This is a genomic window from Hahnella aquatica (SeqCode) (assembly GCF_965194505.1).
GTDB classification, from domain to species: Bacteria; Pseudomonadota; Gammaproteobacteria; order Burkholderiales; family Burkholderiaceae_A; genus Hahnella; species Hahnella aquatica.
The window spans coordinates 719,248-744,426 of sequence record NZ_OZ239144.1; the positions used below are offsets into that span (position 1 = coordinate 719,248).

Below are 25,179 nucleotides of genomic sequence, written 5' to 3' on the forward strand. Positions count from 1 at the left end.
TCACAAGCATAATGGCTCGTCATGGGCCATCCGATTAAAAACCTCTTGCTCATCCTCGGTGATCAGTTGGACGAGGCCGCCCCGGTGCTCGCCTCGCTTGATCCGCAGCGTGATGTCGTCTGGATGGCGGAGGTCATGGAGGAGTCCACCCACGTCTGGTGCTCCAAGCAGCGTGTGGCGCTTTTTCTCTCCGCCATGAGGCATTTCGCCCAAACACTCCGCAGCAAGGGCCTGACGGTGTCCTACCGACAGATTGATGATCCCGATAACCGGCAGTCGCTCGCCGCGGAACTCGAGGCGGCCATTGGGGCGTACAAGCCCGATCAGGTGGTCATGACAGCGCCAGGCGACTGGCGGGTCTTGGCATCGATCCGGTCGGCCTGCCAGGCCTGTGGTGTACCCCTGCAGATTCATGAGGATGCCCATTTCTTCTCGACTGTGGCCGACTTCCGAGCCCATGCCAAAGGGCGCAAGCAACTTCGCCTGGAGTATTGGTACCGCGAGTCTCGGCAGCGGCATGGCGTTTTGATGGATGGAGATGAGCCCGCCGGCGGGAAATGGAACTTCGATCATGAGAACCGGGCGTCCTTCCCGAAGTCCGGGCCACCGGAGCAGCGGCCTCCACTGAGATTCGAGCCAGACGAGGTCACTTGCAGCGTGATTGCCTGGGTCAATGCTGCCTTGGCGGGGCATCCCGGCACTGTGGCACCCAGCGCGCAAGGGTTTGGATGGCCAGTGACAAGGCAAGAAGCGCTGGCCCTGTTGTCAGATTTCATTGCGCACCGGCTGCTGCAGTTCGGCCTTTATCAAGATGCCATGTGGACCGATGAGCCGTGGCTTTTCCACTCCCATATCGCCAGTGCCTTGAATCTCAAGCTTCTCTCGGCACGGGAGGTGGTCTCGGCGGTGGAGCAGGCCTGGCGCAGGGGTGATGTTCCGATTGAGTCGGCCGAAGGCTTTATTCGTCAGGTCTTGGGCTGGCGCGAGTATGTCCGTGGCATTTACTGGACGCAGATGCCCGACTATGCCGAGATGAATGCCTTGGCTGCAGTGCATCCATTGCCAGATTTCTTCTGGACGGGAGAGACCGAGATGAATTGCCTGTCTCAGGCGATCTCTCAAACGCTGGAAACCGGCTATGCCCATCACATTCAACGGCTGATGGTGACGGGCCTCTACACGCTCATGTTCGGTGTAGACCCCAGGCAGGTGCATGCCTGGTACCTGAGTGTGTACGTCGATGCTGTGGAGTGGGTTGAGCTGCCGAATGTTGTGGGCATGAGCCAGTACGCCGATGGTGGGCTGATGGCCAGCAAGCCCTATGTGGCCACTGGAAAGTACATCTCTCGAATGAGCAATTACTGTGGCTCCTGCCGATTTCGGCCCGATGAGTCCGTGGGTGACCGGGCCTGCCCTTTCACCACCCTGTACTGGGATTTTCTCCTTCGGCACCAGGAGGCGTTGCGCAGAAATCAGCGCATGGTCATGCAACTCAAGAATCTAGACCGGCTCTCTGAGGAGCGGCGAAGCGAGATTCAGACCAAGGCGGATCAGCATCGCAAGGCCTGCCGGTCTTTGTCATACTCACCTCACTGACCAAGGAGATTCCATTGAACTGCACCATTCGTTGGGCTGGCGGCGACACCATGAGCTTCATTGCCGAGACAGGCTCGGGGCATAGCTTCGTGATGGACGGCGCGCCCGAGGGCGGGGGACGAAACCTTGGCCCTCGGCCCATGGAGACCGTTTTGTCGGGTGCAGCCGCCTGCACGGCCTACGATGTCGTGCTCATCCTGCGCAAGAGCGGCCTGCACATGGTGGGCTGTGAGGTGATCACCACCTCTGAACGGGCCGAGACCGATCCAAAGGTCTTCACCAAGATTCACCTCTTGTTTCGAATCACCGGCAAAGACCTCAAGGCCAACCTGGTGGAGCGCGCCATTTCCCTCTCGCACAGCAAGTACTGCTCGGCCACCAAGATGCTTGGCGCCACGGCCGAGATTACCCACGCCTACGAGCTGTACGAGACCCCTTGACAGCTGTGCTAGCTTGAAATGGAGAGGAGTACTTCCATGCAATCTAGATCACTTCAGTGCACATTGGGCCTCATGCTCGGCCTGGTTGTCTCAGTCGCGGCTGCCCAGAGCAAGCCAAATGCCCACCATCACGCCCATGCTCATGGCCAAGGGGAGCTCGAGCTGTCGATCGAAAAAGGACGCATCCAGGGCATGCTTCGCGTGCCCATGGAGAGCCTGCTTGGCTTTGAGCATGCGCCCAAGACAGATGCCCAACGCGCACAGGTGGCCGACCTGCGCAAGCGCCTCGAGGACCCGAGCAACCTGGTGGCGCCGCCCACTGCTGCGGGCTGTCAGCCCACTTCAGTGGTTGCGGAATCGTCGATGTTCACCGGCGTAGTCAAGGGTGGCCACAGTGAGCTGGCTTATTCGTTTGAATGGAGCTGTGCCAAGCCTGATCAACTCACGAGCCTTGGTCTGCCCGTTTTCGCCAGCCACAAGCGGCTCAAGCAGCTCGAGGTGAGCCTCGTGGTCGATGGCCGTCAGTCCTCGGTTCGACGAACCCCGACATCAACAAACATTCCCTTGCGCTAAGGGGCTGGAGCCTACTGGTTCTGAAAGACCAGGCCTGCATGCTCGCGCATGCTGTGGAATCGGATGTCCTTCCAATGCTCTTGGGCCACGCTGATCTCTGACTGGTAGGCGGCCAAAAAGGTTGGGGCGCCCACGGCATCGTAGGCGATTCGATGGGCGTTGGATTCAATGAATCCCTTGAGGGCGCGCTCATCGTCGGCCGTGACCCATCGGGCGAGCGCGAACTTTGAGCCCATCATGCGAGCCTCGACGTTGTATTCCGTCTTCAGGCGGTGGGCCACCACCTCGAACTGCAGCATGCCCACAGCTCCGAGGAGCAGCTGGCCGCCGTCGTGCGGCTGAAAGACCTGAATGGCGCCCTCCTCACCGAGTTGGGTGAGACCCGCCCGCAGTTGCTTGCTGCGCATGGGGTCGGCCACCTCCACCACTCGGAAGAGTTCGGGGGCGAAGAAGGGCAGCCCCGTGAACTGAAGTGATTCACCCTCGGTGAGTGTGTCGCCCAGCTGCAAAAGGCCGTGGTTGGGAATTCCGATGATGTCGCCCGAATAGGCTTCCTCCAGCAGGTCGCGGCGCTGGGACAGGAAGGAGACCACAGTGCGTGGGCGAATTTCCTTGTTGTTTCGACACACCTTGAGCGGCATGCCACGCTCGAAGCGCCCCGAGCAGATGCGCAGAAACGCAATGCGGTCGCGGTGCGCGGGATCCATGTTGGCCTGGATCTTGAACACCACGCCGCTGAACTTGGGCTCGTCGGCCTCAACGGGTCGCTGAAGCGTCACCCGTGGCTGGGGGGCAGGTGCCAGTTCGACCAGGGCATCGAGGATCTCGCGCACCCCAAAGTTGTTCACCGCGGACCCAAAGAAGACAGGCGTCTGCTTTCCTGCAAGGAATGCGGCCTGATCAAAGGGCGCGGATGCACCCTGCACCAGGTCGATCTCCTCGCGGGCCTGACGATACTCCGCCCCGAAGCGCTCGAGCAGCGCGGGGTTGTGCAGGCCATCGATCACATCGTCGATCTCGCGTGCGCGGTCTTCCCCCGCCTGAAAGACCCGCATCTGGTCTGCCCGGAGGTCCATGACACCGTGAAAGCGTTTGCCCATGCCCACGGGCCATGTGAAGGGAACCACGGCCATCCCCAGGGTTTGCTCAAGCTCATCCATCAGCGCAATGGGCTCGCGCACCTCTCGGTCCATTTTGTTGACGAAGGTCAGGATGGGTGTATTTCGAGCCCGGCAGACCTGCAGAAGGCGAAGGGTTTGCTCTTCCACACCATTGGCCGCATCGATGACCATCAGGGCTGCGTCCACGGCCGTGAGCACCCGATAGGTGTCCTCGGAGAAGTCTCTGTGCCCCGGTGTGTCGAGCAGGTTGATGACGTGATCCCGGTACTCCATCTGCATGACCGAGCTCGCAACCGAAATGCCACGCTGTTTCTCGATCTCCATCCAGTCGGAGGTGGCGTGTCGGGAGGCCTTACGGGCCTTGACGCTGCCGGCGATGTGAATGGCACCTGCGTAGAGCAGGAGTTTCTCAGTGAGTGTGGTCTTGCCGGCGTCTGGGTGAGAGATGATGGCAAAGGTGCGGCGGCGGCGAATTTCTTGGGGCAATGGCATTTGAGACATGGCGACAGTTTGCCGCATCCGTCGCCAAATGTATTTGGCGCATGCGCCTAGCTGTTGGCCGTGCCGCTCTTGGAGAGAGCCAGGATGTCTGGAGCCAGAGCGGCAACGGCCTGATAGTGGGTGAGATACACCTGGCCACTCAGATGGCCGAGGAAACCAGTGCGCTGGAGTCTGTCCATGACCGGGCCCTTGATCTCGCTGAGGTGAAGCCTTATGCCTGCCTCGCGCAGCCGCTGGTCGATTGCCTCGAGGCTCTCGAGTGCGCTGGCGTCGATGTCGTTGATGGCTGAACACTGCAAGACCAGGTCTTTGAGCAGAGGGCGTTCTGCGACCACTGCATTGATTTTGTCTTCCAGTATTCGGGCATTCGCAAAATACAGGCTCTCATCGACCCGCAGGCTCGTGAGGTACGGGCTTGTGTGCACTTGGTGACGCAAGACATTTCGAAAATGCTCCGTTCCTAGAACCAGACCCACCTCGGCAATGTGCGGTCGGCTTGTCTTGTAGAGGTGAAGGAGCAGTGACAGCAGGACGCCGGCCATCAAGCCTGCCTCCACCCCGCCGGCCAGGGTCGTGAAGATCGTGAAGACGACAGCTGAGAAGTCTGCGCGAGAGTAGGCCCATGTGGTGTGCAATGTTCGCAGGTCTACCAAGGACAGCACAGCAACCACGATGGTGGCAGAGAGCACTGCCTGTGGCACGTAATAGAGGGCGGGTGTGAGCAGCAAGGTGACCAGCAAGATGCCCATGGCTGTGAAAATGCCGGCGGCCGGGGTCTGCGCCCCTGCCTCAAAGTTCACCACGGAGCGCGCGAACCCCCCTGTGACGGGGAATCCGCCAGTCACGCCAGCCCCAAGGTTGCTCGCACCCAATGCAACCAGTTCTCTGTTGGGCACAACACGCTGACGGCGCTTGGCTGCCAAGGTCTGTCCCACTGACACCGACTCCACGAAGCCCACCACGCTGATGAGCAAGGCGGGAAGCGCAAGTTGTTGCCAGATCGACCAGTCGAGCGACGGCAGAGTGAAGGGCGGCAGGCCCTGCGGCACGGCGCCGACGATTCGGACACCCTGGGCTTGCCATTGATTGACCCATGTGAAAAAGGCCATTGCTGCGATGCTGGCCACGGGGGCGGCCTTTGAAAGGCCATCTGAAAGCCTTGGCCCCAGGCCAAGGCGTTGCAGCAATGGCTTGGCGCCGCGCCGCGCCCAGATGAGAAAGGCAATCGTGGCCACACCGATGGCCGCAGACAGCAGGTGTGCCTCTGATGCTTGTTGGAGCAGCCCGATGGCCAGTTCCGTGAAGTGATTGCCCTCCACGGTGAGGCCAAGAATGACCTTGAGTTGGCCGGCCGCAATGAGGAGGGCCGAGGCGGTGATAAAGCCCGAGATGACCGGATGGCTCAGGAAGTTTGCCAAGAAGCCGAGCCGCAGGATGCCCATGAGCAGCAGCATCAAACCCGACATAAAGGCCAGCGTGATGGCCATCGTCCAGTAGGCCTCCGTGCCGGTCTGCGCCAGGTCGCCGATGGCGGTCGCCGTCATGAGTGAGACCACCGCCACGGGCCCCACGGCCAGCACGCGGCTGCTGCCGAACACGGCATAGAGCAGGAGCGGGGCAATGCTGGCGTACAGGCCGACCTGGGGTGGCAGGCCAGCCAATGCGGCATAGGCGAGACTCTGTGGAATCAGCATGACCGTGACGATGATCGCCGCCGTGAGGTCACTCGACAAGGTGGTGCGGTCGTAGCCGCGTGCCCACTCGATCATCGGCGATCGCGTCGGCCCAAGGCCCATGTCATGCTTCGGCGCCAGTCGGGGTGGGTGCTTTGGGTCGACGGTTTAGAAGTTCGAATACCAACATGCCGGCCACCATGGACAACACGAACAGTGCAGCCTTGGATTCGCCGGCGCCCATCGAGACAATGCCGGGGCCCGGGCAAAAGCCGGCAATGCCCCAGCCCGCGCCAAAGGTGAGGGAGCCCAGCACCAGGCGGCGATCAATGTCACGCGAGGACGGCAGTTGCATTGGCGCCCCCAGCAGGCTTTGTGTGCGTTTCTTGGCTGCGGCAAAGCCGAACAAACCCACCAGAATGGCGCCGCCCATCACAAATGCGAGCGACGGATCCCAGGTGCCTGCCAGATCGAGAAATCCGATGACCTTTGCAGGGTCTGTCATGCCGGAAATCAGAAGCCCCCAGCCGAAAAGAAGGCCGATGAAAAATTCAATGGCGCGGTTCATAGAGTCTCCCGGAGGTTAGAGGATGTGGCGTGCGACGTAGACGGTGGCAAAGCCGGCGGCCATGAAGGCCAGTGTGGCCACGAGCGAACGCGGCGAGAGCCTCGATAGGCCGCAGACGCCGTGGCCGCTGGTGCAGCCTGCACCGTACCGTGTACCCAGGCCCACCAAGAGGCCTGCAGCCACGATGGCGGCGCCACCAGCCTCAATGCGCGTCGTGCTCACGAGATCGGGTGCAATGAGACCCAGCGTGACGGGTGCCAGGAGCATTCCAAGCAGGAGGGACACCCGCCAACTGGTATCGCCGTGTTTGGGGGCGAGCAGTCCGCCCAGGATGCCGCTGATGCCCAGCACGCGACCGCTCGCCAGAATGAGCGCTGCGGATGCAATGCCCAGCAGGATTCCACCGGCCAGGGATGTCCAGGGGGTGAAGTGAATCCAGTCAATCGTCATGTCTTGCTCCTTTGTTGAATTTGGATGTTTGGGACATTTGAGATCATTCTATTGATATATAATATATTTGTCAATAAACTATATACGCCTTAAATCAAAAGGAGCAAGTCATGAGCAGCACCTCGCAAAGCCCGCACGTGCATGGCATCTTCGATCCCGCAACCTGGACGGTCACCTATGTCGTTCATGCTGGCCGCGGAACCCCTGCCGCGATCATCGACTCGGTTCTTGACTACGACCCCAAGTCGGGGCGCACCAAGACCGAATCAGCAGATAAGGTCATTGAGTACGTCAGAGCCAACGCACTCGAGGTGGAATGGATTCTGGAGACCCATGCCCATGCAGACCACCTGAGCGCAGCTCCTTATCTCAGGCAGACGCTGGGAGGCAAGATTGGCATCGGCAGCCAGATCACCAACGTGCAGAAGATGTTCAAGGGCATTTTCAACCTGGAGCCTGAGTTCCAAACGGATGGCTCGCAGTTCAATGTGCTGCTCAAGAACGAGGAAGTCTTCAAGATCGGAGAGTTAATTGCTCGGGTGATGTCCGTTCCCGGCCACACACCCGCCTGCGTGGCCTACCAGGTTGGAGACGCCGTCTTTGTGGGCGATACCTTGTTCATGCCTGATGTGGGAACGGCTCGCTGCGACTTCCCCGGCGGCGACGCAGAGACCCTCTATGATTCCGTATCAAAGCTCTTGAGCCTGCCGCCGGAGACACGTCTCTTTGTATGCCACGACTATCCACCCAACGACCGCCCGATCGCCTTTCAGACGACCGTGGCCGAGGAGCGGGCCAAGAACATCCATGTGCACGAAGGCATCAGCAAGGCGCAGTTCGTTGAGATGCGTAAAAAGCGCGATGCAACCCTCGAGATGCCAGTGCTGATTTTGCCGGCGGTTCAGATCAACATCCGTGCCGGGAATCTGCCGCCGAAAGAGTCCAATGGGACGGCCTATGTGAAGATTCCGATCAATGCCCTCTGAAACCCTCGACATCCAGTCCATCCGGCAGTCCGCTGGATTTGCGGCTGCCTTTCTGAAGTCCATGGCCAATCAAGACCGACTGGTCTTGTTGTGTCAGCTAACGGAGGGCGAGCGTTCCGTGGGGGAGCTCGAGCAGCTCACGGGCATTCAGCAGCCCAGTCTCTCTCAGCAGCTTGGGGTGCTGCGGGCCGAGGGCTTGATTCAGCCGCGTCGTGAGGGAAAATTCGTGTTCTACAGAATCACCGATACTCGCGTTCTCGGCCTTTTACGCGCGCTAGAGGCCGCCTTTTGTCGAGGAGCACCATGAAGAGCATTCGTTGGAACTGGCTGATTGCACTCATGCTGGCAAGCGGGCCGGCCGCGGCCGATTGGGTCCAGTACGCCGTAGGCGAGAACCATACGTGGTTCTATGAGGAGCCATTTCTCAAGCGAGAGGGCGGCCTGCGCACCTTTTGGATCGTGAAGAATTTGTCGGCCCCCGATGAAAAAGAGGCCTTGTCCTACCGATTCTTGGTCCAGTTCGACTGCACCAATAGCCGATACCGCTATCTGAGCGAGCGGGCTTTCAAGGAACCCATGGGCAACGGGAAGATACTGTTCTTCGACGACACTTTTACCAAATGGCTTTCCGCTGCCCCCAACGGCCTGATGTCACACCTTCAGACCCACGTCTGCCGAAAACTCAACTAGTCGGCCCACAGCCAGGCCTGGTCCATGAGCCGTGGGCCCATGAGACGCAAGGCCATGTTTCGCGCCAGGCCCATCGGCCCGCCGAGTTGAAAGATCCTTCCGCTGCGCCCGGCACGCAGTTGCACTAGTCGAACCCGTTGCCAACGAGCGGTGCCGTATCGGGCCATGGCCAACTCCAGTCGGCTGGGCCCTGCATCATGTAGGCACTGTGCAAGCGTCCATGCATCCTCGAGCCCCATGGCAGCACCTTGCGCCAAGTGAGGCCGCATGGCGTGGCCGGCATCCCCAATGAGGGCCAGCCTGCCGTGATGCAGGACCTCTGGGCCCGGCAGGGGTGGTGTGGCATGAAGCGCCCATCCGCGCCAGTCGTCAACGGAGCAGAGAATGTCTCTCAGCATGCCGTGGCAGGCTGAGAAAATAGAGGCCAGTGCGGTCGGTGTGACGGCACTCGACCAGCCCTGCGCCATGTTGGGTAGTTCGGGGTGAATCAATACGAAACCATACGATTCATGTCGGCCCAGCGGGTAGCCGACGAGGTGGGCGCCTTGCCCACACCAGACGGTGATCTCGCGGCCCATTTCAGACCTGGGGTTGGGGCAGATGTGCAGCAGGCCACGAATGGCTGCCTGACCCGTCGCCCGTGGGGCCTGCGCCTCTGGCACGGCCGATCGCAACTGACTCCAGAGCCCGTCAGCGCCAACCCAGGCACCTGTGGCTGACGTGTGGATGACCGCATCGGCCCGTATGTGCTGGTCCCAAACAACTGGGATGTTCAAGGCCTTGGCCCGATCGAGCAGCACGGCCTGAAGGTCGGCTCGGCGAATGGTGAGCGTGGGCTGACCAAAACGTGAGACGAAGTCTGGCCCGGCCGGAAGGCATGCCAGACTGGCTCCCGTGCGCAGGTCTCGAAGGCGAATAGCCCTGGGCGCCACAGCGAGGTCCTGTAAGCCTGCCGCGAGCCCGAGGTTATTGAGAATCCGGACAGCATTGGGGCTCAATTGGATGCCGGCACCCTCGGGTCGCGGCCCATCGGCCTGCTCGAAGACAGCCACCGGCAGGCCCAGCTGCCGACATGCAATGGCACAGGCCAGGCCGGCAATGCCGGCACCAACAATTTGAATGGGAGTGGTCAAACCTGACACCCGTTTGAACGCATTAACTGGGGCAGGAGTGGCGCGGCTGGCAGGATTCGAACCCACGACCCCCTGGTTCGTAGCCAGGTACTCTATCCAACTGAGCTACAGCCGCACGCGTCAAAACAAGAGCGAGAGTATAGCACTCGGATCAAGAGGCCTGCGCCTGAAGGGCCGTCTTCATGAGGTCTGCCATCGTGCGGGCCTCGATCTTGTCCATGATGTTGGCCCGGTGGGCCTCCACCGTTTTGATGCTGATGTTGAGGTCGTCTGCGATCTGCTTGTTGAGACGGCCAGCCACAATTCGATCGAGCACCTGGGCCTCTCGGGGGGTGAGCCGCTCGAGCAGTTCCTTGGCACGACGGGCCTCGTCCTCCCGCTCACCCGAGTCCTTGAGCCGCTCGAAGGCCTTGGCCACCAGGGCACAGAGCTGCTCATCATTGAAGGGCTTTTCCAGGAAGTCCATGGCGCCCTTCTTCATGCTGTCGACGGCCATGGGCACATTGCCGTGACCGGTGATGAAGATGATGGGCAGGTGAAGGCCCTTCTTGAGGAGGGCCTCGTGGAGCTCGGTGCCGGTCATGCCGGGCATGCGTACGTCCACGATCATGACCGCACGCTGGCTGCTGTGGCCCTTGCTCAGGTGGTCGAGCACACGCTCGCCAGACTCAAAGCTGGTCACCCGAAAGCCATGCCCCTCCAGAAGCCAGCGCAGCGAATCTCGCACGGCTTCATCGTCGTCGACCACGTAGACCAACTCATTCATTCCAGTTCCTCCTGGTCCGACTCGTCGAGGGCCTGGGCCACGTCGAGGGGAATTGAAAAACAAAACCGACTCCCACCGTCGGGCCGATCTTCAAACCAGAGTCGGCCGCGGTGCCCCTCAATGATAGACCGGCAGATGTTCAAGCCCATGCCCATGCCTTCAGTCTTGGTGGTGTAAAAGGAATCGAAGAGGCGCTCCCGAATTTCATCGGCCACGCCGGAGCCTCGGTCTGTCACCACGAAGACAATCATGCTGCCCGTCTGCTCCACAGTCACCTCGAGAAGGCGCTCGTCGGTGTCACGCATGGATTCAACCCCGTTCTTGAGCAGGTTGATCAGCACCTGCTCAATGAGAATGGGATCGACATAAATCTGCGGCAGGTCTTGCGAGACATGTTGTTGAATCTCTACGCCAAGGCCGCGCGCATCAATCTCCGCCAAGCCCAGTGCCTCGGTCAGAATGGCGGAGGGATCGACGAGCTTCCGAATGGGGTCGCTGCGCTTGACGAAGCCACGTATTCGCCGAATGACCTTGCCGGCCCGCTCGGCCTGCTGGGCGGTCTTGGAGAGCATCTCCATGAGCTCATCCGGGCTCAGGACCTCCCCACGAGACTGCGCAGCACGAATGCGGGCCGAGGCACCCATGGTGTAGTTCGCAATGGCGGTGAGGGGCTGGTTGAGCTCGTGGGCCAGCGAGGAGGCCATCTCGCCCATGTTGATCAGGCGCGATGTCTGCTGGATGCGCTGGTACTGCAGCCGTTGGTTCTCCTCGGCCAGTCGACGCTGCGTGATGTCGGTGGCGACCACCATCTGCACCACGCGCCCATCCACCCACTGGATGCTGCGAACCCGCACGTCGAACCAACGCTGCACGATCGCATTGAAGAGCTCCCGACTGTCGGCCCAGGGCGAGCGGGAGGCTCGGGTAAAGGGCCGGTGCCCGGTTCCGAGCTCGTCGCCAAACCACTTGCGGTAAGCCTCATTGGCAAAGAGGAGTTCTTCGGAGGGCTCAGCCGCTGCCACGGACACCGCCGCATCCAGGGACTGCAGCACCGTGATGAACCGCTCCTGGGCCAGGGCCAACTCGGCGCGAATGCGGCTTGGCTCTGTGATGTCCGTGATGGAGCTCATCCAGCCCACCTGGTTGCCCGCCGCGTCCTGCAGGGGAGAGGTGTACATGCGGCAGATGAGCCGCGTGCCGTCTCGGTGCATGACGTTGATCTGACTGTTGAGGCCGGCAATCTCGCCGGCCAGCAGCTTCTTGATGTTGAGCCGGTGGAGCTCTGTTTCCTCGGGTGGCCAGTAGCTGTAAGGCGGCACCTGCCCAAGAAGCTCGTCCTGGGTCAGGCCCACGATTCGGCAAAAGGCAGGGTTCACGTAGCTGATGCGGCCGGTCATGTCGATCACCCGCATGCCCGTGGGCATGGAGTTCTCCATCGCCCGGCGAAAGGCAATTTCCCGAGAGAGTTCCTCCTGGGTGCTGGTTCGACGCTTGAACATGTCTTTAGTGTACGAGGCCAAGCCGGCCCTAATTTCTTAATACGAAATGCTATGCCGCATAGCGGAAAATCCATTGCAAACCGCTGCGAGTGGGTCAAGAATGCGTTGTCTACGTCAAGGAGTCGATTGCCATGTCCACGCTGCCCCCGCATGTCAGCCAACTGATCAACACCACAGCCGACACCGACCCTCAAGAGACGCAGGAATGGCTCGCCGCCCTCGAGGCCGTGATCCAGGCCGAGGGGCCTGATCGGGCGCAGTTCTTGTTGGAGGCCCTGATCGACAAGACACGCCGATCCGGCGGGCTGGTGCCCTTCTCAGGCGCGACTGCCTATGTCAACACCATTCCAACGGCCATGGAAGAACACTGCCCAGGCAACCTGGAGCACGAGGAGCGCCTGCGCTCATGGATGCGGTGGAATGCCATGGCCATGGTGGTGCGGGCCAATCGCGCCGATGGCGACCTCGGCGGCCACATCTCGAGCTTTGCCTCACTGGCCAATATGCTGGGCATCGGTTTCAATCATTTCTGGAAAGGCCCTCATCATCCCAAGGGCCAGGACCTCCTATTCATCCAAGGTCACTCCTCCCCCGGCATCTATGCCAGGGCCTTCCTCGAGGGGCGCCTCACCGAGGACCAGCTCAATCGTTTTCGTCGTGAGGTCGATGGTGGGGGGCTCTCGAGCTATCCACACCCCAAGCTCATGCCGGAGTTCTGGCAGTTCCCCACCGTCTCGATGGGCCTGGGTCCGATCATGGCCATCTACCAGGCACGCTTTCTGAAGTATCTCCATGCGCGCGATCTGTCCGACACAGCCGAGCGCAAGGTCTGGGCCTTCTGTGGCGACGGCGAGATGGATGAGCCAGAGTCGATGGGCGCCATTGGTCTGGCCGCCCGGGAGCAGCTCGACAACCTCATCTTCGTGGTCAACTGCAACCTGCAGAGGCTCGATGGCCCCGTTCGTGGCAACGGCAAGATCATTCAGGAACTCGAGAGCGATTTCCGTGGGGCCGGCTGGAATGTGATCAAGGTCATCTGGGGCGGCTATTGGGATCCCCTCCTGGCGGTCGATCACGACGGCATCCTCAAGAAGGTCATGATGGACACCGTCGATGGCGAGTATCAGAACTACAAGGCCAACGATGGTGCTTACGTGCGCAAGCATTTCTTTGGTAAACATCCCAAACTGCTCGAAATGGTCTCCAAGATGTCCGACGATGACATCTGGCGTCTGAACCGTGGCGGCCACGACCCACACAAGATCTATTCGGCCTTCTCCGCAGCCGTGCGGCACAAGGGTCAGCCCACGGTCATTCTCGTCAAGACCATCAAGGGCTTTGGCATGGGCAAGGTGATGGAGGGCCGCAACACCGCCCACCAAACCAAGAAGCTCGATGACCAGTCGATTCGGGAGTTCCGCGACCGCTTCGGCATTCCGATCTCAGATGAGCAGCTGCCCGAGGTGCCGTTGCTCAAGCCTTCTGATGATTCGCCCGAGATGCGCTACATGAAGGAGCGCCGCGAGGCTCTGGGCGGCCCGCTGCCGCACCGTCGTATAAAGGCCGATGAGTCGCTCAAGGTGCCTGGGCTGGATGTCTTTGCCCCGGTGCTCGAGGCCACGGCCGAGGGCCGGGAAATTTCGACCACCCAGGCCTATGTGCGATGCCTCACGCAACTCCTGCGCGACAAGAGCCTGGGCCCGAGGATCGTGCCGATTCTGGTCGATGAGGCCCGCACCTTTGGCATGGAAGGGCTCTTTCGCCAGATTGGCATCTATTCAATCGAAGGGCAGAAGTACGAGCCGGTCGACCGCGACCAGGTCATGTACTACCGCGAAGACATCAAGGGCCAGATTCTGCAAGAGGGCATCAATGAGGCCGGTGGCATGAGTTCCTGGATTGCGGCGGCCACGTCGTACTCCACCAACAACCGCATCATGATTCCCTTCTTCATTTATTACTCCATGTTTGGCCTGCAGCGGGTGGGTGACTTGGCCTGGGCTGCCGGCGACATGCGAGCAAGAGGGTTTCTGCTTGGAGGCACGGCTGGCCGCACCACCCTCAATGGCGAGGGCCTCCAGCACGAGGATGGGCACAGTCAGATCTTTGCATCGGCCATTCCGAATTGCGTCTCATACGATCCAACCTTTTCCCATGAGGTGGCAGTGATTCTGCACAACGGTCTGGAGCGCATGGTTCAGAACCAGGAGGATGTCTTCTTCTACATCACCCTCATGAATGAGAACTATGCGCACCCGGGCCTGCGCAAGGGCACGGAGCAAGAGATTCTCAAGGGCATGTACCTGCTGGAGCAGGTGGGCGAGGCCAAGGCCAAGCTCCGGGTTCAACTGCTGGGCAGCGGTACGATTCTGCGCGAGGTGCAGGCGGGCGCCCGCATTCTTGCGGAGCAGTTCGGCATTGCATCCGATGTCTGGAGTTGCCCGAGTTTCAATGAACTGCGTCGAGAGGGGCTGGATGTGGCGCGCCATAACCTGCTCCACCCGACCGACACGCCGAGGGTGCCCTTTGTGACCCAGCAGCTTCAGGGCCACGAGGGCCCGGTGGTGGCCGCCACCGACTACATGAAGACCTTTGCGGACCAGATTCGTCCCTTCATGCCTGAGGGGCGGCGCTACACGGTCTTGGGCACCGACGGCTTTGGCCGCTCCGACAGCCGGGCAAAGCTGCGGGAGTTCTTCGAGGTCGACCGCCGCTACGTGGCCGTGGCTGCTTTGTACAGCCTTATGCAAGACGGCAAGATCAAGCCCAAGCAGGTGCAGGATGCCATCTCGAGCCTGGGCATCCAGGCCGATCGAATCAACCCTGCATTCGCCTAAGAGAGGAAACAGACCATGGCCACGATGGAGTTGCGGGTACCGGACATTGGGGATTTCAAGGAGGTGGAGGTTATTGAGGTGTTAGTGAAGGCTGGGGATGTATTGGAGCCTGAGCAGAGTGTGATCACGGTGGAGTCGGACAAGGCTTCGATGGAGATTCCGGCGTCCTTTGGTGGGACGTTGTTGAGTTTGAGTGTGAAGGTGGGGGACAAGGTGGGTGAGGGCAGCCTGTTGGGCCTTGTGGAGGCCGCCACAACGGTCTCCTCTGTGAGCAAGGCCGAGGGGGTTACGTCGGTCGGCGGTGAGGCCGTGGTGTCTTCGGCCGAGACGCGATCGGCGTCTCCCGAGGCCAAGCCAGCGTCTGTGGCGCCTGCCGGGGCGGGCACCGGACAACTGCCGCATGCATCGCCCTCGGTCCGAAAGTTCGCCCGAGAGTTGGGCGTCGACCTCTCCCGCATTCAAGGCTCTGGCCCGAAGGGTCGGATCACGGCCGACGATGTCCGCGGCTTCGTGAAGGGCGTCATGTCTGGTGCCACCGTTGCCTCGTCTGGGTCCGTGGGTGGTGGCGCAGGGGTTGGGCTCGATCTGCTGCCTTGGCCGAAGGTCGACTTTGAAAAGTTCGGCCCCGTGGAGCGCAAGGCCTTGTCGCGCATCAAGAAGATTTCCGGAGCCAACCTGCATCGCAACTGGGTGATGATTCCCCATGTCACGGCCGACGAGGATGCCGACATCACCGACCTCGAAGCCTTAAGGGTCGCCCTCAACAAGGAACACGAGAAGTCGGGCACCAAGATCACGATGCTCGCATTCCTGATCAAGGTGGTTGTGGCGGCGCTCAAGAAGTATCCGGAGTTCAACGCATCCCTCGACGGCGACAACCTGGTCCTCAAGCAGTACTTCCACATTGGCTTTGCAGCCGATACGCCCAATGGGCTGGTCGTGCCCGTGATTCGCGACGCCGACAAGAAGGGCGTGCTCGAGATTGCAGCCGAGACCTCCGAGCTGGCCAAGAAGGCGCGCGATGGAAAGTTGTCTCCCTCCGAGATGCAGGGTGGGTGCTTCTCGATTTCCTCCCTCGGTGGCATCGGCGGAACTCACTTCACCCCGCTCATCAATGCGCCGGAGGTTGCCATTCTTGGTGTCTCCAAGTCCCTGATGAAGCCTGTCTGGGACGGCAAGGCCTTCGTGCCTCGACTGATCCTGCCACTCTCGCTGTCTTACGACCATCGCGTGATCGATGGTGCCGCAGGTGCTCGCTTCAATGTGGCCCTGGCCCAAATGCTCGGTGATTTTCGCCGCGTCTCACTCTAAGGAAACAGACCATGGCCACGATGGAGTTGCGGGTACCGGACATTGGGGATTTCAAGGAGGTCGAGGTTATTGAGGTGTTGGTGAAGGCTGGGGATGTATTGGAGCCTGAGCAGAGTGTGATCACGGTGGAGTCGGACAAGGCCTCGATGGAGATTCCGGCGTCCTTTGGTGGGACGTTGTTGAGTTTGAGTGTGAAGGTGGGGGACAAGGTGGGTGAGGGCAGCTTGTTGGGCCTGGTGGAGGCCGCCACAACGGTCTCCTCTGTGAGCAAGGCCGAGGGGGTTACGTCGGTCGGCGGTGAGGCCGTGGTGTCTTCGGCCGAGACGCGATCGGCGTCTCCCAAGGCCAAGGCAGCGGCTGAGAGCAAGGCCGACCTTGAGACTCAGATGTTGGTGCTGGGGGCGGGCCCCGGTGGCTACTCGGCCGCGTTCCGTGCAGCGGATCTTGGGCTCTCCACCGTGCTGGTGGAGCGCTTCAGCACCCTGGGCGGCGTCTGCCTCAATGTGGGCTGTATTCCCTCGAAGGCCCTGCTACACGTGGCCGGCGTGATGGACGAGGCCAAGTCGTTTGCTGCCCACGGCGTGACCTTCGGTGAACCGAAGGTCGATCTCGACAAGCTGCGCGGTTGGAAAGAACAGGTGGTGGGCAAGCTCACTGGCGGACTGGCTGGCATGGCCAAGGCCCGCAAGGTTCAGGTGGTGCAGGGTGCCGGTCGGTTTGTGGGCACCCATGAGATGGACGTGACCGATGCGGACGGCAAGGTCACCCGCATTCGATTCCAACAGGCCATCATCGCTGCCGGTTCCGAGGCCGTTCGGCTCCCGTTTCTTCCCGACGACCCTCGGGTGGTGACCTCCACCGGGGCGCTGGCCCTGCGCAGCCAGCCCAAGCGCATGCTGGTCATCGGTGGGGGCATCATCGGCCTGGAGATGGCCACGGTCTACTCGACGCTTGGCGCTCGCGTGGATGTCGTCGAGATGCTCGATGGCCTCATGCTGGGGGCCGACCGAGACCTGGTGAAGGTCTGGCAAAAGTTCAATGCCCATCGCTTCGACCGGATCATGCTCAAGACCAAAACCGTGGGCGCCCAGGCCAAGGCCGATGGCATCCATGTCCAGTTCGAAGGGCCCGATGCACCGGCGCAGCCGCAGTGCTACGACCTTGTTCTGCAGGCGGTTGGCCGTCGGCCCAATGGCAAGGCCATCGGTGCAGAAGCCGCTGGCGTGCAGGTGGATGAGCGGGGCTTCATTGCCGTGGATGCCCAGATGCGCACACAGCAGCCTCATATTTTCGCCATCGGCGACATCGTGGGTCAGCCCATGCTGGCCCACAAGGCCGTCCACGAGGGCCATGTGGCGGCCGAGGCCGCAGCTGGTCTGAAGTCGTTCTTTGATGCCCGCGTGATTCCGTCGGTGGCCTACACGGACCCAGAGGTGGCCTGGGTGGGCGTCACGGAGGATGAGGCCAAGGCCAAGGGCATGTCCGTGGAGAAGGCCGTATTCCCGTGGGCTGCATCCGGCCGAGCGATTGCCAATGGACGAGATGAGGGATTTACGAAACTTTTGGTGGACACTGAGACTCATAGGGTCGTGGGTGGTGGCATGGTGGGCACCCACGCGGGCGACATGATTGGTGAGTTGGCCCTGGCCGTCGAGATGGGCTGTGACCCAACCGACATTGCCAAGACCATTCACCCGCATCCCACCCTCGGCGAGACGATCGGCATGGCAGCCGAGGTCTTCGAGGGTGTTTGTACCGACCTCCCGCCGGCGAAGCGCCGCTAAGGCACTTCACTCCGGCTTGCAGCCAGTCCCCTTCAAACGGGCTGGCTTTTTTTTGCCCGGAATTTGGCCGGCAGGGATCTAAGCCCGATCTATTCCGATAGGGCTGCGCGTCTTTTTGTGACTTGGGCCAGCACCTGATTGGGGGCTGTGCCCCCCAGGTGATCTCGGGCCGCAAGCGAACCCTCGAGCGTGAGCACCGCAAAGACATCCTGCTCGATGAGCGGACTAAAGCCTTGAAGTGCTTCCAACGAGAGGCTCTCGAGGCCGCAATCCTTGTTGGCCGCCTCACGCACGGCCAATGCCACGGCCTCATGCGCATCCCGAAAGGGCAGGCCTTTTTTGACCAGGTAGTCGGCCAGGTCTGTGGCTGTGGCGTAGCCCTCCATGGCTGCAGCCCGCATGGCCGCGGGCTGGGGCTGCAGGCCCGTGATCATCTCTGAAAAGGCGCGCAGTGTGTCGAGCACGGTGTCCACGGTGTCGAAGAGCGGTTCCTTGTCTTCCTGATTGTCTTTGTTGTACGCCAGTGGCTGAGCCTTCATCAGGGTGAGCAGGCCCATCAGGTGGCCAAAGACCCGTCCGGATTTGCCGCGGGCCAACTCTGGCACATCGGGGTTCTTCTTCTGCGGCATGATCGACGAGCCCGTGCAGAAGCGGTCGGGCAGTTTCACGAAGCCATAGCGGCTCGTCATCCAGAGAATCAGTTCCTCTGAGAGTCGTGAGAGGTGGGTCATGATGAGGGCCGCCGCCGCAGTGAACTCAATGGCAAAGTCTCGATCGCTCACGGCATCCAGGCTGTTCTCGCACACGCCCTCAAACCCCAGCGTCTTCGCCACCCGCAGTCGATCAATGGGGTAAGAGGTGCCCGCCAGTGCGGCCGCACCCAGGGGAAGTCGATTCAGGCGAGACCTCGCGTCGCAAAGCCGCTCGTCGTCTCGGGCAAACATGGCCTCATAGGCCAGCATGTGATGCCCAAAACTGATGGGCTGTGCCACCTGAAGATGGGTGAAGCCCGGCATGATGGTGTGCGCGTGCTGCTCGGCCTGGTCGATGAGGGCGCTGCGCAGGCTGCGAAGCGCCTCGCGAATGTCATCGATGCTCTGGCGCAGCCAGAGCCGGATGTCTGTGGCCACCTGGTCGTTTCGAGACCGTGCTGTGTGCAGCCGCTTGCCTGCATCACCAACGAGGTCGGTCAGGCGTTTCTCGATGTTGAGGTGAACATCCTCCAAGGCCACGGACCACTCAAAACGGCCTTCAGCAATCTCTTTGGCAATCGTTGCCAGCCCTGACTCAATTGCAGTGAGGTCTGCCTGCGAGAGCAGCCCCACGGCGTGCAGCATCTCCGCATGGGCCAAAGAGCCTCGAATATCGAATGGCGCAAGCCGTTGGTCAAAGCCCACCGAGGCGGTGTAACGCTGAACCAATTCCGAGACGGGTTCGTCGAAGCGGCCCGACCAGCCGACATGCTTGTTCTGAAGTGATCCGCTCATGGGGGCGCCTGTCTGTTGTCCATTACACTGCCGAATATGTGGATTATTGCATCGCGTGAAAGCCGGCTCGCCATGTGGCAGGCCGAGCATGTTCAGGCCCTGCTGGCCAAGGCCAGCGGCCAGCCCGTCAACATCCTCGGCATGACCACGCGGGGTGACCAAATTCTCGATCGAACGCTCTCCAAGGTGGGTGGCAAGGGGCTCTTCGTCAAGGAACTGGAGACCGCGCTCGAAGAGGGCCGCGCCCACCTGGCAGTGCATTCGCTCAAGGACGTTCCCATGGAGTTGCCCGAGGGCTTTGAGCTGGCCACCGTCATGGCTCGGGAAGACCCCCGGGATGCCTTGGTCTCCCCCCATGTGGCGAGCCTCGACGAGCTGCCACCCGGTGCGGTGGTGGGCACCTCCAGCCTGCGCCGTGAGGCTCAGCTTCGGGCCCGGCATCCCTCGCTCAAGATCGTGCCGTTGCGCGGGAACCTGGACACCCGTTTGGCCAAGCTCGATCGCGGTGAGATGCAGGCCATTATTCTGGCTGCGGCTGGGCTCAAGCGGCTGGGCCTTGCCAACCGCATTCGGCAGGTCATTCCCCCCGAGGTCATGCTGCCGGCGGCTGGGCAGGGCGCATTGGGCATCGAGATTCGTGCGGGCGATGCGCCCACGGCAGCGCTGGTGTCGTCCCTTGCCGATGCCAAGACTTTCATGGAGGTTCGAGCCGAGCGCGCGGTGTCAAGGGCGCTGGGTGGCAGTTGCCAGGTGCCGCTCGCGGCCTACTGCGTCACGGAACCCGATGGCAAGACGCTCTGGCTGCGTGCTCGGATTGGCATGCCAGATGGCTCGCGCTTGTGCCAGGCCGAGGGGCATGGCACCGACCCCGAGGCCTTGGGTCTGTCGGTGTCACAAGACCTCCGAAGCCAGGGCGCCGACGAGATTCTTTCCGCCCTCGAGGGCTGACAGGACGGCCCAGATGGCCGGCACCCTCGTCTCGCTCCGACCGTTGTGGGAGGCGGATGACCGCTTTGGCCGAAGAGGCGCGCCGTGCTTGCTCGAGGATGGCACTCGGCTTGTCTATTCGCCGGCCCAACGGCTCGTCCTCGAGCCCTGGACTGCAGAGCGCGGCCCTGCGTTTTTCTCTGGTGATGATGAACCCCGGTGGCTTGCGGCCACCAGCCCTGCCAGTGCTCAGGCCCTGCAGCAGCAGCCGCTCGCATGCCAGGCGCTGGTGGCTCAGGCGGGCCGGCTTCGATGGGCCGCCGTGGGCGAGGGTTCCGCACAGGCCCTTAGACAAGTGCTCAGCCAGTTGGGGCTCGATGCTCCGGTGGTCTGTCCGGATGGTCCGGGCGATGCCCATGCCCTCATGGAGAGGCTCTCCGGCGAGCAGCCTGGGGCCATCGCACTGCTGGAGTCCACAGACAATCGAGCTGTGCTTGCGCAGGGCCTCGAGCAGGCAGGTTGGCGTGTTTGGCGATGGGCCTTGTACCGGCGTGAGCCGCTGCCACTGATCCGCCTTGCAGACCTTGAGAGACCGCTTTGGATATTGCTGTCGAGCTCCGGCCAGGTGCGTGCAGCACTCGATGACTTGGCAGGCCAGGGGCTGACCCCAGATCAGGCACGCTGGCTCGTGCATCACCCTACGATAGAGGCTGTTCTTCGAAGTGCCTGCCCGAGTGCGCAGATTCTTCGGCTGGCCTCACCGAATGAAGCAGATGCGGCAACAGCGATTAAACTGAATCCATGATCACCGACACCGACAAAGCCGCAGACACGTCTGAGTCCTCGGCACCGCCCATCCTGCCCTCGGCCAGCCCCGCTGCACCAACCTCTTCTGGATCACCGTTATTTATTGGCATTTTGGTTGGCGTCCTGCTGGGGCTTGTGGTGGGGGTTGTCGCAGGCCAGCGATCCGATCTTCGCGCCCTGCTGGCGGTGTTTGAGCCAGAGCGGGTGCAGCGCGAGGCCGCATCATCGGCGCCTGAGGGCACGCCGGCCCCAGGTGCAACCGAGATGCTGTCGGCAGTACCCTCGCCTGTAGCACCCTTGTTTGAACCAAGCCTTCCCAAGCGCCCGGCTCAGCAGGCAGCATGGCTGGCCACCATCGAGGCTGCCCTGCAGGCGACCGACCAACTCGTGGCCCTGTCCTCTCCGCCGGAGGTGGCTGCGCCCCTGGCCAGTGTGGGCCAGGGCTTCTGGGAGGGGCTATTCCAATTGCGCAAGACCACGCAAACGCCAGATGCCTTTTATCGAGCAGAGTTCTACGCCGTGACCCGCGAGCAGGTTCGCCTGCGCCTTCTCTCAGCCCGTCTGTCGATTCAAGTGCTCGACTTTCAGATCGCAGCGGGAGATCTCTCCGTGGCCCGAGACCTGATGATTCGATTCTTTGACCCACAGTCTGCTCCGCTGGCCGACATGCTTGCCCGGCTTGAGACGGTCGAGGCGGAGCTGCGCCGCCTGCCATGACCCGACTGCTGATCTATGCCATTTTGGCCGCGGTGGGCGTGGCCTTGGTGCTGGGCCTCCAGTCGCATGGTGGTGCGGTCACGATCTGGTGGTCTGAATGGCGTCTCGACCTCAGCCTCTCGACGGCACTCTTTGCCCTGGCGGCGCTCTTCATTGCCCACCTGGTACTCACGCGCTTGCTGGGCTGGCTCATGGACATCCCGGCCCGCGTTCGGCGAGCGCAGGCCAGGCGCGCCGAGCTGCGCCGGCTCAAGGCCCTGGCCGACCTGGCCCTCGATTTTCATGAGGGTCGCTTTGCACGGGTGATGAAATCCGCTGAAGACTTCCAGGCCCAGTTCGGGGAGCTTCAAGAGGCCCAGCGGCCCGTCTCTCGGCTGGTGTCCGTCATGGCGGCCCGGGCCGCCCATGAGCTCAGAGACCCACTGCTGCGCAAACGCTGGCTGGCACAGCTCTCCTCGGAAGACCTCAGCAAATCCGACCATCCCCATTTGCTTGCCCTCACCGAGGCGCAGTTTGCCCTCGATGAGCGTCAGCCAGCCAAGGCACTGGAGAGCCTGGAGGGGCTGATCAAGGGCGAGAAGCGACAGATTCACACCATGCGGCTCCTTACCCGGGCTTATCAGCTGGGCGAGCAGTGGGAGGACCTCATCCGCATCACCAAGCTTTTGGAAAATCGCCATGCGATTTCGCATCTGGTCGCCGATCACAATCGAGAGATGGCTGTTCGAGGTTTATTGAAGAAGGCCGCTGCCGATGCCACCGCCGTCAGGCGCGTGGCCGACCTGCTCTCTCGCGAAGACCTGCATCAGCCGGGTGTGGCCATGGTGGTCTCGGGTGCCTTTCTCGCGGCCGCGCATCCGGGGGAGGCGCGCCGGCTCATCGAGGCAGCGCTCCGAGAGAAGTGGGACGACCGTCTCTTGCCGATCTATGCAGACTGTGATGACAATGTTGGCGCCCAATTGACCCAGATGGAAGAGTGGTCGCGGCACCAGGCAGCCAGTCATGAGATGCACCTGGCGCTCGGCCGCCTCTATCATCGCGCCCAGCAGATGGGCAAGGCGGGCGTGCACTTGGAGCAGGCGGTTGCCGCTCGCGCCAGCACCGAGGCACTTCTGGCATCGGCCCAGTGGGCCGACGATCAAGGGGATGTAGAGGCTGCACGGCGCCATTGGCGCCAGGCAGCCTCCATTCGATCTACAGCACTGGCACGATCAGCAGCGCGACAATATTGATGATCTTGATCAGTGGGTTGACGGCCGGCCCCGCAGTGTCCTTGTAAGGGTCCCCCACCGTGTCACCGGTGATGGCTGCCTTGTGGGCCTCTGAGCCCTTGCCCCCATGGTGCCCGTCCTCAATGTATTTCTTGGCATTGTCCCAGGCGCCACCGCCCGTGCACATCGAGATCGCCACAAACAGGCCCGTCACAATCGTGCCCATCAGCAGGCCACCCAGGGCCACGGGTCCGAGGATCAGGCCGACCGCGATGGGCACCACCACCGGCAGCAGCGAGGGAACAATCATTTCTCGAATGGCCGAGGCAGTGAGCATGTCAACGGCCTTGTGATACTCCGGCTTTGCAGTGCCTTCCATGATGCCGGGGATCTCCCTGAACTGGCGGCGAACCTCGGTCACCACGGAGGCTGCACAACGACCAACGGCCTCCATGGCCATGGCCCCAAAGAGGAACGGGATGAGCCCGCCAATAAATAGGCCCACGATCACCATGTGATCCGAGAGGTCGAAGCGAACGACCTGCCCGGCAGTCTCCAGGGCGTGGGTGTAATCGGCAAAGAGCACCAGTGCAGCGAGTCCGGCCGAGCCAATTGCATAGCCTTTGGTGACGGCCTTGGTGGTGTTGCCCACGGCATCGAGCGGGTCGGTTACCGCACGAATCTCCGGTGGGAGTTCCGCCATTTCTGCAATGCCGCCGGCGTTGTCCGTGATGGGGCCGTATGCATCGAGGGCCACGATGATGCCTGCCATGGAGAGCATCGCTGTGGCGGCCACCGCAATGCCATAGAGGCCTGCCAGCGCGTAGGCCGCCAGAATGGCTGCGACCACAGCCATCACGGGCCAGGCCGTTGAACGCATGGACACCGCAATGCCCGCAATGATGTTGGTGGCGTGGCCTGTCTCGGAGGCTGCCGCCACGTGCCGAACGGGCGCGTATTCCGTGGCTGTGTAGTACTCAGTGATGATCACCATCGCACCCGTGAGCAGAATACCCACCACGGCAGCACCCCAGAGCTTGGCCACCGACAATCCCGGCACGGCACCGGCCACATCGCCCAACAGCCAGTCGGTCACAAACCAAAACAGCACCACGGAGAGGCCGGCTGCCACGATCAACCCCTTGTAGAGGGCCGTCATGATCTTTCCTTTGCCTGAGTAGCGGACAAAGAAACAGCCAATGATCGAGGCAATGATGGATACGCCACCCAGGGCCAGCGGGTAGATGGCCGCAATGTCGCCCATGGCAGAAAGTGTGAGGGCACCCAACAGCATGGTGGCAATGATGGTGACCGCATAGGTCTCAAAGAGGTCAGCGGCCATACCAGCGCAGTCGCCCACGTTGTCGCCCACGTTGTCGGCAATGACGGCCGGGTTGCGAGGATCGTCCTCAGGGATTCCCGCCTCGACCTTGCCCACCAGATCGGCACCCACGTCTGCACCTTTGGTGAAGATGCCACCACCCAGCCTTGCAAAGATGGAGATCAGCGAGGAGCCGAAGGCCAGGCCAATGAGCGGCTGCAGGGCATGGTGGATGTCTGCACCTGTGCTGCGCATGGCCGCATAGAAGAGGGTGACGCCAATGAGGCCCAGGCCCACCACGAACATGCCCGTGATGGCGCCCCCGCGAAATGCGATGTCCAGGGCCGGGTTGATGCCGCCCTTGGCAGCCTCGGCCGTGCGGACATTGGCCCGCACGTTGATGTTCATGCCAATGAACCCCGCAGCACCCGAGAGGATGGCGCCCACGGCAAAGCCAATCGCGGTGGCTACTCCAAGCCCGGGAATGACGAGGATCACCAAGAAGATGATCACGCCGACGATCGCAATCGTTCGGTACTGTCGAGCCAGATAGGCCGAGGCGCCTGCCTGAATGGCCGCCGCAATTTCCTGCATGCGGGCGTTGCCTGCCGGCTGTGCCAGGATCCAACGACTCGACAAGAGGCCGTAAAGAATGGCCAAGGCACCACAGACCAGCGCAAGTACAAGACCAGCCGACATGAATCACTCCTCAAATGGATTGGGTGACGAGAGTCTTGCCCTTTTTGCCTTGGAGCGGATTGGGGGAATCCCTTATGATTCC

21 protein-coding genes, 1 tRNA gene and 1 pseudogene are annotated in these 25,179 nt (G+C 61.7%); 13 read left to right on the forward strand and 10 right to left on the reverse strand.

The features are described 5' to 3' along the window. The first annotated feature begins 21 nt into the window (after window positions 1-21). The 3 genes from AC8GDA_RS03760 to AC8GDA_RS03770 are packed head-to-tail and all read left to right on the forward strand — an operon-like array spanning window position 22 to window position 2,609. The gene (locus AC8GDA_RS03760) at window positions 22-1,596 is read left to right on the forward strand and encodes a cryptochrome/photolyase family protein (protein WP_506556973.1); all 1,575 of its coding nucleotides are present in this window, start codon (window positions 22-24) and stop codon (window positions 1,594-1,596) included. Window positions 1,597-1,610: 14 nt separating this feature from the next. Then, window positions 1,611-2,036, forward strand: a complete 426-nt coding sequence (locus tag AC8GDA_RS03765; protein ID WP_506556974.1) for an OsmC family protein — start codon at window positions 1,611-1,613, stop codon at window positions 2,034-2,036. 36 nt (window positions 2,037-2,072) lie between these two features. Beyond that, complete coding sequence (locus AC8GDA_RS03770) at window positions 2,073-2,609, forward strand: ZrgA family zinc uptake protein (protein WP_506556975.1); 537 nt, start codon at window positions 2,073-2,075, stop codon at window positions 2,607-2,609. 11 nt (window positions 2,610-2,620) lie between these two features. Here the strand turns inward: AC8GDA_RS03770 and AC8GDA_RS03775 are convergent, their stop codons facing one another. From AC8GDA_RS03775 to AC8GDA_RS03790, 4 genes are read right to left on the reverse strand one after another with little or no spacing between them, the layout of a single operon-like run. Beyond that, entirely contained in the window at window positions 2,621-4,222 is a 1,602-nt protein-coding gene (locus tag AC8GDA_RS03775) for a peptide chain release factor 3 (RefSeq protein WP_506557188.1), read from the reverse strand. A 56-nt stretch (window positions 4,223-4,278) separates the two neighbouring features. Then, complete coding sequence (locus AC8GDA_RS03780) at window positions 4,279-6,027, reverse strand: SulP family inorganic anion transporter (RefSeq protein WP_506556976.1); 1,749 nt, start codon at window positions 6,025-6,027, stop codon at window positions 4,279-4,281. A gap of 1 nt (window position 6,028) precedes the next feature. Then, window positions 6,029-6,472, reverse strand: coding sequence for a DUF6691 family protein (locus tag AC8GDA_RS03785; protein WP_506556977.1), 444 nt, complete (start codon window positions 6,470-6,472; stop codon window positions 6,029-6,031). A gap of 15 nt (window positions 6,473-6,487) precedes the next feature. Continuing rightward, complete coding sequence (locus AC8GDA_RS03790) at window positions 6,488-6,922, reverse strand: YeeE/YedE family protein (protein WP_506556978.1); 435 nt, start codon at window positions 6,920-6,922, stop codon at window positions 6,488-6,490. Between the two features lie 110 nt (window positions 6,923-7,032). On the opposite strand from AC8GDA_RS03790, the gene AC8GDA_RS03795 reads away from it, so the two are divergent. The 3 genes from AC8GDA_RS03795 to AC8GDA_RS03805 are packed head-to-tail and all read left to right on the forward strand — an operon-like array spanning window position 7,033 to window position 8,598. Further along, the gene (locus AC8GDA_RS03795; protein WP_506556979.1) at window positions 7,033-7,908 is read left to right on the forward strand and encodes an MBL fold metallo-hydrolase; all 876 of its coding nucleotides are present in this window, start codon (window positions 7,033-7,035) and stop codon (window positions 7,906-7,908) included. Continuing rightward, entirely contained in the window at window positions 7,898-8,215 is a 318-nt protein-coding gene (locus AC8GDA_RS03800) for an ArsR/SmtB family transcription factor (protein WP_506556980.1), read from the forward strand. The genes AC8GDA_RS03795 and AC8GDA_RS03800 overlap by 11 nt, the downstream gene beginning before the upstream one ends. Further along, window positions 8,212-8,598 (forward strand): surface-adhesin E family protein, encoded by a 387-nt coding sequence (locus AC8GDA_RS03805; RefSeq protein WP_506556981.1) that lies wholly within the window; start codon window positions 8,212-8,214, stop codon window positions 8,596-8,598. Before AC8GDA_RS03800 ends, AC8GDA_RS03805 begins: the two co-directional genes overlap by 4 nt. Here AC8GDA_RS03805 and AC8GDA_RS03810 read toward each other — a convergent pair. The 4 genes from AC8GDA_RS03810 to AC8GDA_RS03825 form a co-directional block, all read right to left on the reverse strand. Beyond that, window positions 8,595-9,731: an FAD-dependent monooxygenase gene (locus tag AC8GDA_RS03810; protein ID WP_506556982.1), complete on the reverse strand. Its 1,137-nt coding sequence runs from the start codon at window positions 9,729-9,731 to the stop codon at window positions 8,595-8,597. The two genes, AC8GDA_RS03805 and AC8GDA_RS03810, sit on opposite strands and share 4 nt — an antisense overlap. Before the next feature lie 38 nt (window positions 9,732-9,769). Then, window positions 9,770-9,846, reverse strand: a tRNA-Arg gene (locus AC8GDA_RS03815). 36 nt (window positions 9,847-9,882) lie between these two features. After that, on the reverse strand, window positions 9,883-10,497 hold the full coding sequence (locus AC8GDA_RS03820; protein WP_506556983.1) for a response regulator transcription factor: 615 nt from the start codon (window positions 10,495-10,497) through the stop codon (window positions 9,883-9,885). Continuing rightward, window positions 10,494-11,996, reverse strand: a complete 1,503-nt coding sequence (locus AC8GDA_RS03825; protein ID WP_506556984.1) for a PAS domain-containing sensor histidine kinase — start codon at window positions 11,994-11,996, stop codon at window positions 10,494-10,496. The genes AC8GDA_RS03820 and AC8GDA_RS03825 overlap by 4 nt, the downstream gene beginning before the upstream one ends. 131 nt (window positions 11,997-12,127) lie before the next feature. On the opposite strand from AC8GDA_RS03825, the gene aceE reads away from it, so the two are divergent. The 3 genes and pseudogenes from aceE to lpdA all read left to right on the forward strand — a co-directional run bounded on the left by aceE (window position 12,128) and on the right by lpdA (window position 17,928). Then, on the forward strand, window positions 12,128-14,833 hold the full coding sequence (aceE, locus tag AC8GDA_RS03830; RefSeq protein WP_506556985.1) for a pyruvate dehydrogenase (acetyl-transferring), homodimeric type: 2,706 nt from the start codon (window positions 12,128-12,130) through the stop codon (window positions 14,831-14,833). Window positions 14,834-14,860: 27 nt separating this feature from the next. Continuing rightward, window positions 14,861-16,144, forward strand: a pseudogene (gene aceF, locus AC8GDA_RS03835) (dihydrolipoyllysine-residue acetyltransferase); the annotation flags it as partial. Between the two features lie 11 nt (window positions 16,145-16,155). Beyond that, window positions 16,156-17,928, forward strand: coding sequence for a dihydrolipoyl dehydrogenase (gene lpdA, locus AC8GDA_RS03840; RefSeq protein ID WP_506556986.1), 1,773 nt, complete (start codon window positions 16,156-16,158; stop codon window positions 17,926-17,928). 89 nt (window positions 17,929-18,017) lie between these two features. On the opposite strand, the gene argH is transcribed toward lpdA, so the two are convergent. Continuing rightward, on the reverse strand, window positions 18,018-19,415 hold the full coding sequence (argH, locus tag AC8GDA_RS03845; RefSeq protein WP_506556987.1) for an argininosuccinate lyase: 1,398 nt from the start codon (window positions 19,413-19,415) through the stop codon (window positions 18,018-18,020). 36 nt (window positions 19,416-19,451) lie between these two features. Between argH and hemC the strand changes: the two genes are divergently transcribed. Genes hemC through AC8GDA_RS03865 form a run of 4 tightly spaced genes read left to right on the forward strand, consistent with a single transcriptional unit; the run spans window position 19,452 to window position 23,098 of the window. After that, window positions 19,452-20,363, forward strand: a complete 912-nt coding sequence (gene hemC, locus AC8GDA_RS03850) for a hydroxymethylbilane synthase (protein WP_506556988.1) — start codon at window positions 19,452-19,454, stop codon at window positions 20,361-20,363. Window positions 20,364-20,376: 13 nt separating this feature from the next. Next, complete coding sequence (locus AC8GDA_RS03855; protein WP_506556989.1) at window positions 20,377-21,147, forward strand: uroporphyrinogen-III synthase; 771 nt, start codon at window positions 20,377-20,379, stop codon at window positions 21,145-21,147. After that, window positions 21,144-21,866 carry a hypothetical protein gene (locus AC8GDA_RS03860; RefSeq protein WP_506556990.1) on the forward strand — a complete coding sequence of 241 codons (723 nt, stop codon included), beginning with the start codon at window positions 21,144-21,146 and terminating at the stop codon, window positions 21,864-21,866. Before AC8GDA_RS03855 ends, AC8GDA_RS03860 begins: the two co-directional genes overlap by 4 nt. After that, on the forward strand, window positions 21,863-23,098 hold the full coding sequence (locus tag AC8GDA_RS03865) for a heme biosynthesis HemY N-terminal domain-containing protein (protein ID WP_506556991.1): 1,236 nt from the start codon (window positions 21,863-21,865) through the stop codon (window positions 23,096-23,098). Before AC8GDA_RS03860 ends, AC8GDA_RS03865 begins: the two co-directional genes overlap by 4 nt. On the opposite strand, the gene AC8GDA_RS03870 is transcribed toward AC8GDA_RS03865, so the two are convergent. Next, entirely contained in the window at window positions 23,061-25,097 is a 2,037-nt protein-coding gene (locus AC8GDA_RS03870) for a sodium-translocating pyrophosphatase (RefSeq protein ID WP_506556992.1), read from the reverse strand. The genes AC8GDA_RS03865 and AC8GDA_RS03870 overlap by 38 nt on opposite strands. Window positions 25,098-25,179 lie beyond the last annotated feature (82 nt).

Excerpts from the sequence above, each read along its gene's own strand:
- AC8GDA_RS03855 (WP_506556989.1), top strand. The coding sequence starts at position 20,377 with ATGGCCGGCACCCTCGTCTCGCTCCGACCGTTGTGGGAGGCGGATGAC.
- AC8GDA_RS03805 (WP_506556981.1), top strand. The coding sequence starts at position 8,212 with ATGAAGAGCATTCGTTGGAACTGGCTGATTGCACTCATGCTGGCAAGC.
- AC8GDA_RS03870 (WP_506556992.1), bottom strand. The coding sequence starts at position 25,097 with ATGTCGGCTGGTCTTGTACTTGCGCTGGTCTGTGGTGCCTTGGCCATT.
- AC8GDA_RS03760 (WP_506556973.1), top strand. The coding sequence starts at position 22 with ATGGGCCATCCGATTAAAAACCTCTTGCTCATCCTCGGTGATCAGTTG.
- AC8GDA_RS03825 (WP_506556984.1), bottom strand. The coding sequence starts at position 11,996 with ATGTTCAAGCGTCGAACCAGCACCCAGGAGGAACTCTCTCGGGAAATT.
- hemC (WP_506556988.1), top strand. The coding sequence starts at position 19,452 with ATGTGGATTATTGCATCGCGTGAAAGCCGGCTCGCCATGTGGCAGGCC.
- lpdA (WP_506556986.1), top strand. The coding sequence starts at position 16,156 with ATGGCCACGATGGAGTTGCGGGTACCGGACATTGGGGATTTCAAGGAG.
- aceE (WP_506556985.1), top strand. The coding sequence starts at position 12,128 with ATGTCCACGCTGCCCCCGCATGTCAGCCAACTGATCAACACCACAGCC.
- AC8GDA_RS03860 (WP_506556990.1), top strand. The coding sequence starts at position 21,144 with ATGATCACCGACACCGACAAAGCCGCAGACACGTCTGAGTCCTCGGCA.
- AC8GDA_RS03775 (WP_506557188.1), bottom strand. The coding sequence starts at position 4,222 with ATGCCATTGCCCCAAGAAATTCGCCGCCGCCGCACCTTTGCCATCATC.
- AC8GDA_RS03785 (WP_506556977.1), bottom strand. The coding sequence starts at position 6,472 with ATGAACCGCGCCATTGAATTTTTCATCGGCCTTCTTTTCGGCTGGGGG.
- AC8GDA_RS03795 (WP_506556979.1), top strand. The coding sequence starts at position 7,033 with ATGAGCAGCACCTCGCAAAGCCCGCACGTGCATGGCATCTTCGATCCC.
- AC8GDA_RS03770 (WP_506556975.1), top strand. The coding sequence starts at position 2,073 with ATGCAATCTAGATCACTTCAGTGCACATTGGGCCTCATGCTCGGCCTG.
- AC8GDA_RS03865 (WP_506556991.1), top strand. The coding sequence starts at position 21,863 with ATGACCCGACTGCTGATCTATGCCATTTTGGCCGCGGTGGGCGTGGCC.
- AC8GDA_RS03820 (WP_506556983.1), bottom strand. The coding sequence starts at position 10,497 with ATGAATGAGTTGGTCTACGTGGTCGACGACGATGAAGCCGTGCGAGAT.
- AC8GDA_RS03790 (WP_506556978.1), bottom strand. The coding sequence starts at position 6,922 with ATGACGATTGACTGGATTCACTTCACCCCCTGGACATCCCTGGCCGGT.
- argH (WP_506556987.1), bottom strand. The coding sequence starts at position 19,415 with ATGAGCGGATCACTTCAGAACAAGCATGTCGGCTGGTCGGGCCGCTTC.
- AC8GDA_RS03800 (WP_506556980.1), top strand. The coding sequence starts at position 7,898 with ATGCCCTCTGAAACCCTCGACATCCAGTCCATCCGGCAGTCCGCTGGA.
- AC8GDA_RS03780 (WP_506556976.1), bottom strand. The coding sequence starts at position 6,027 with ATGGGCCTTGGGCCGACGCGATCGCCGATGATCGAGTGGGCACGCGGC.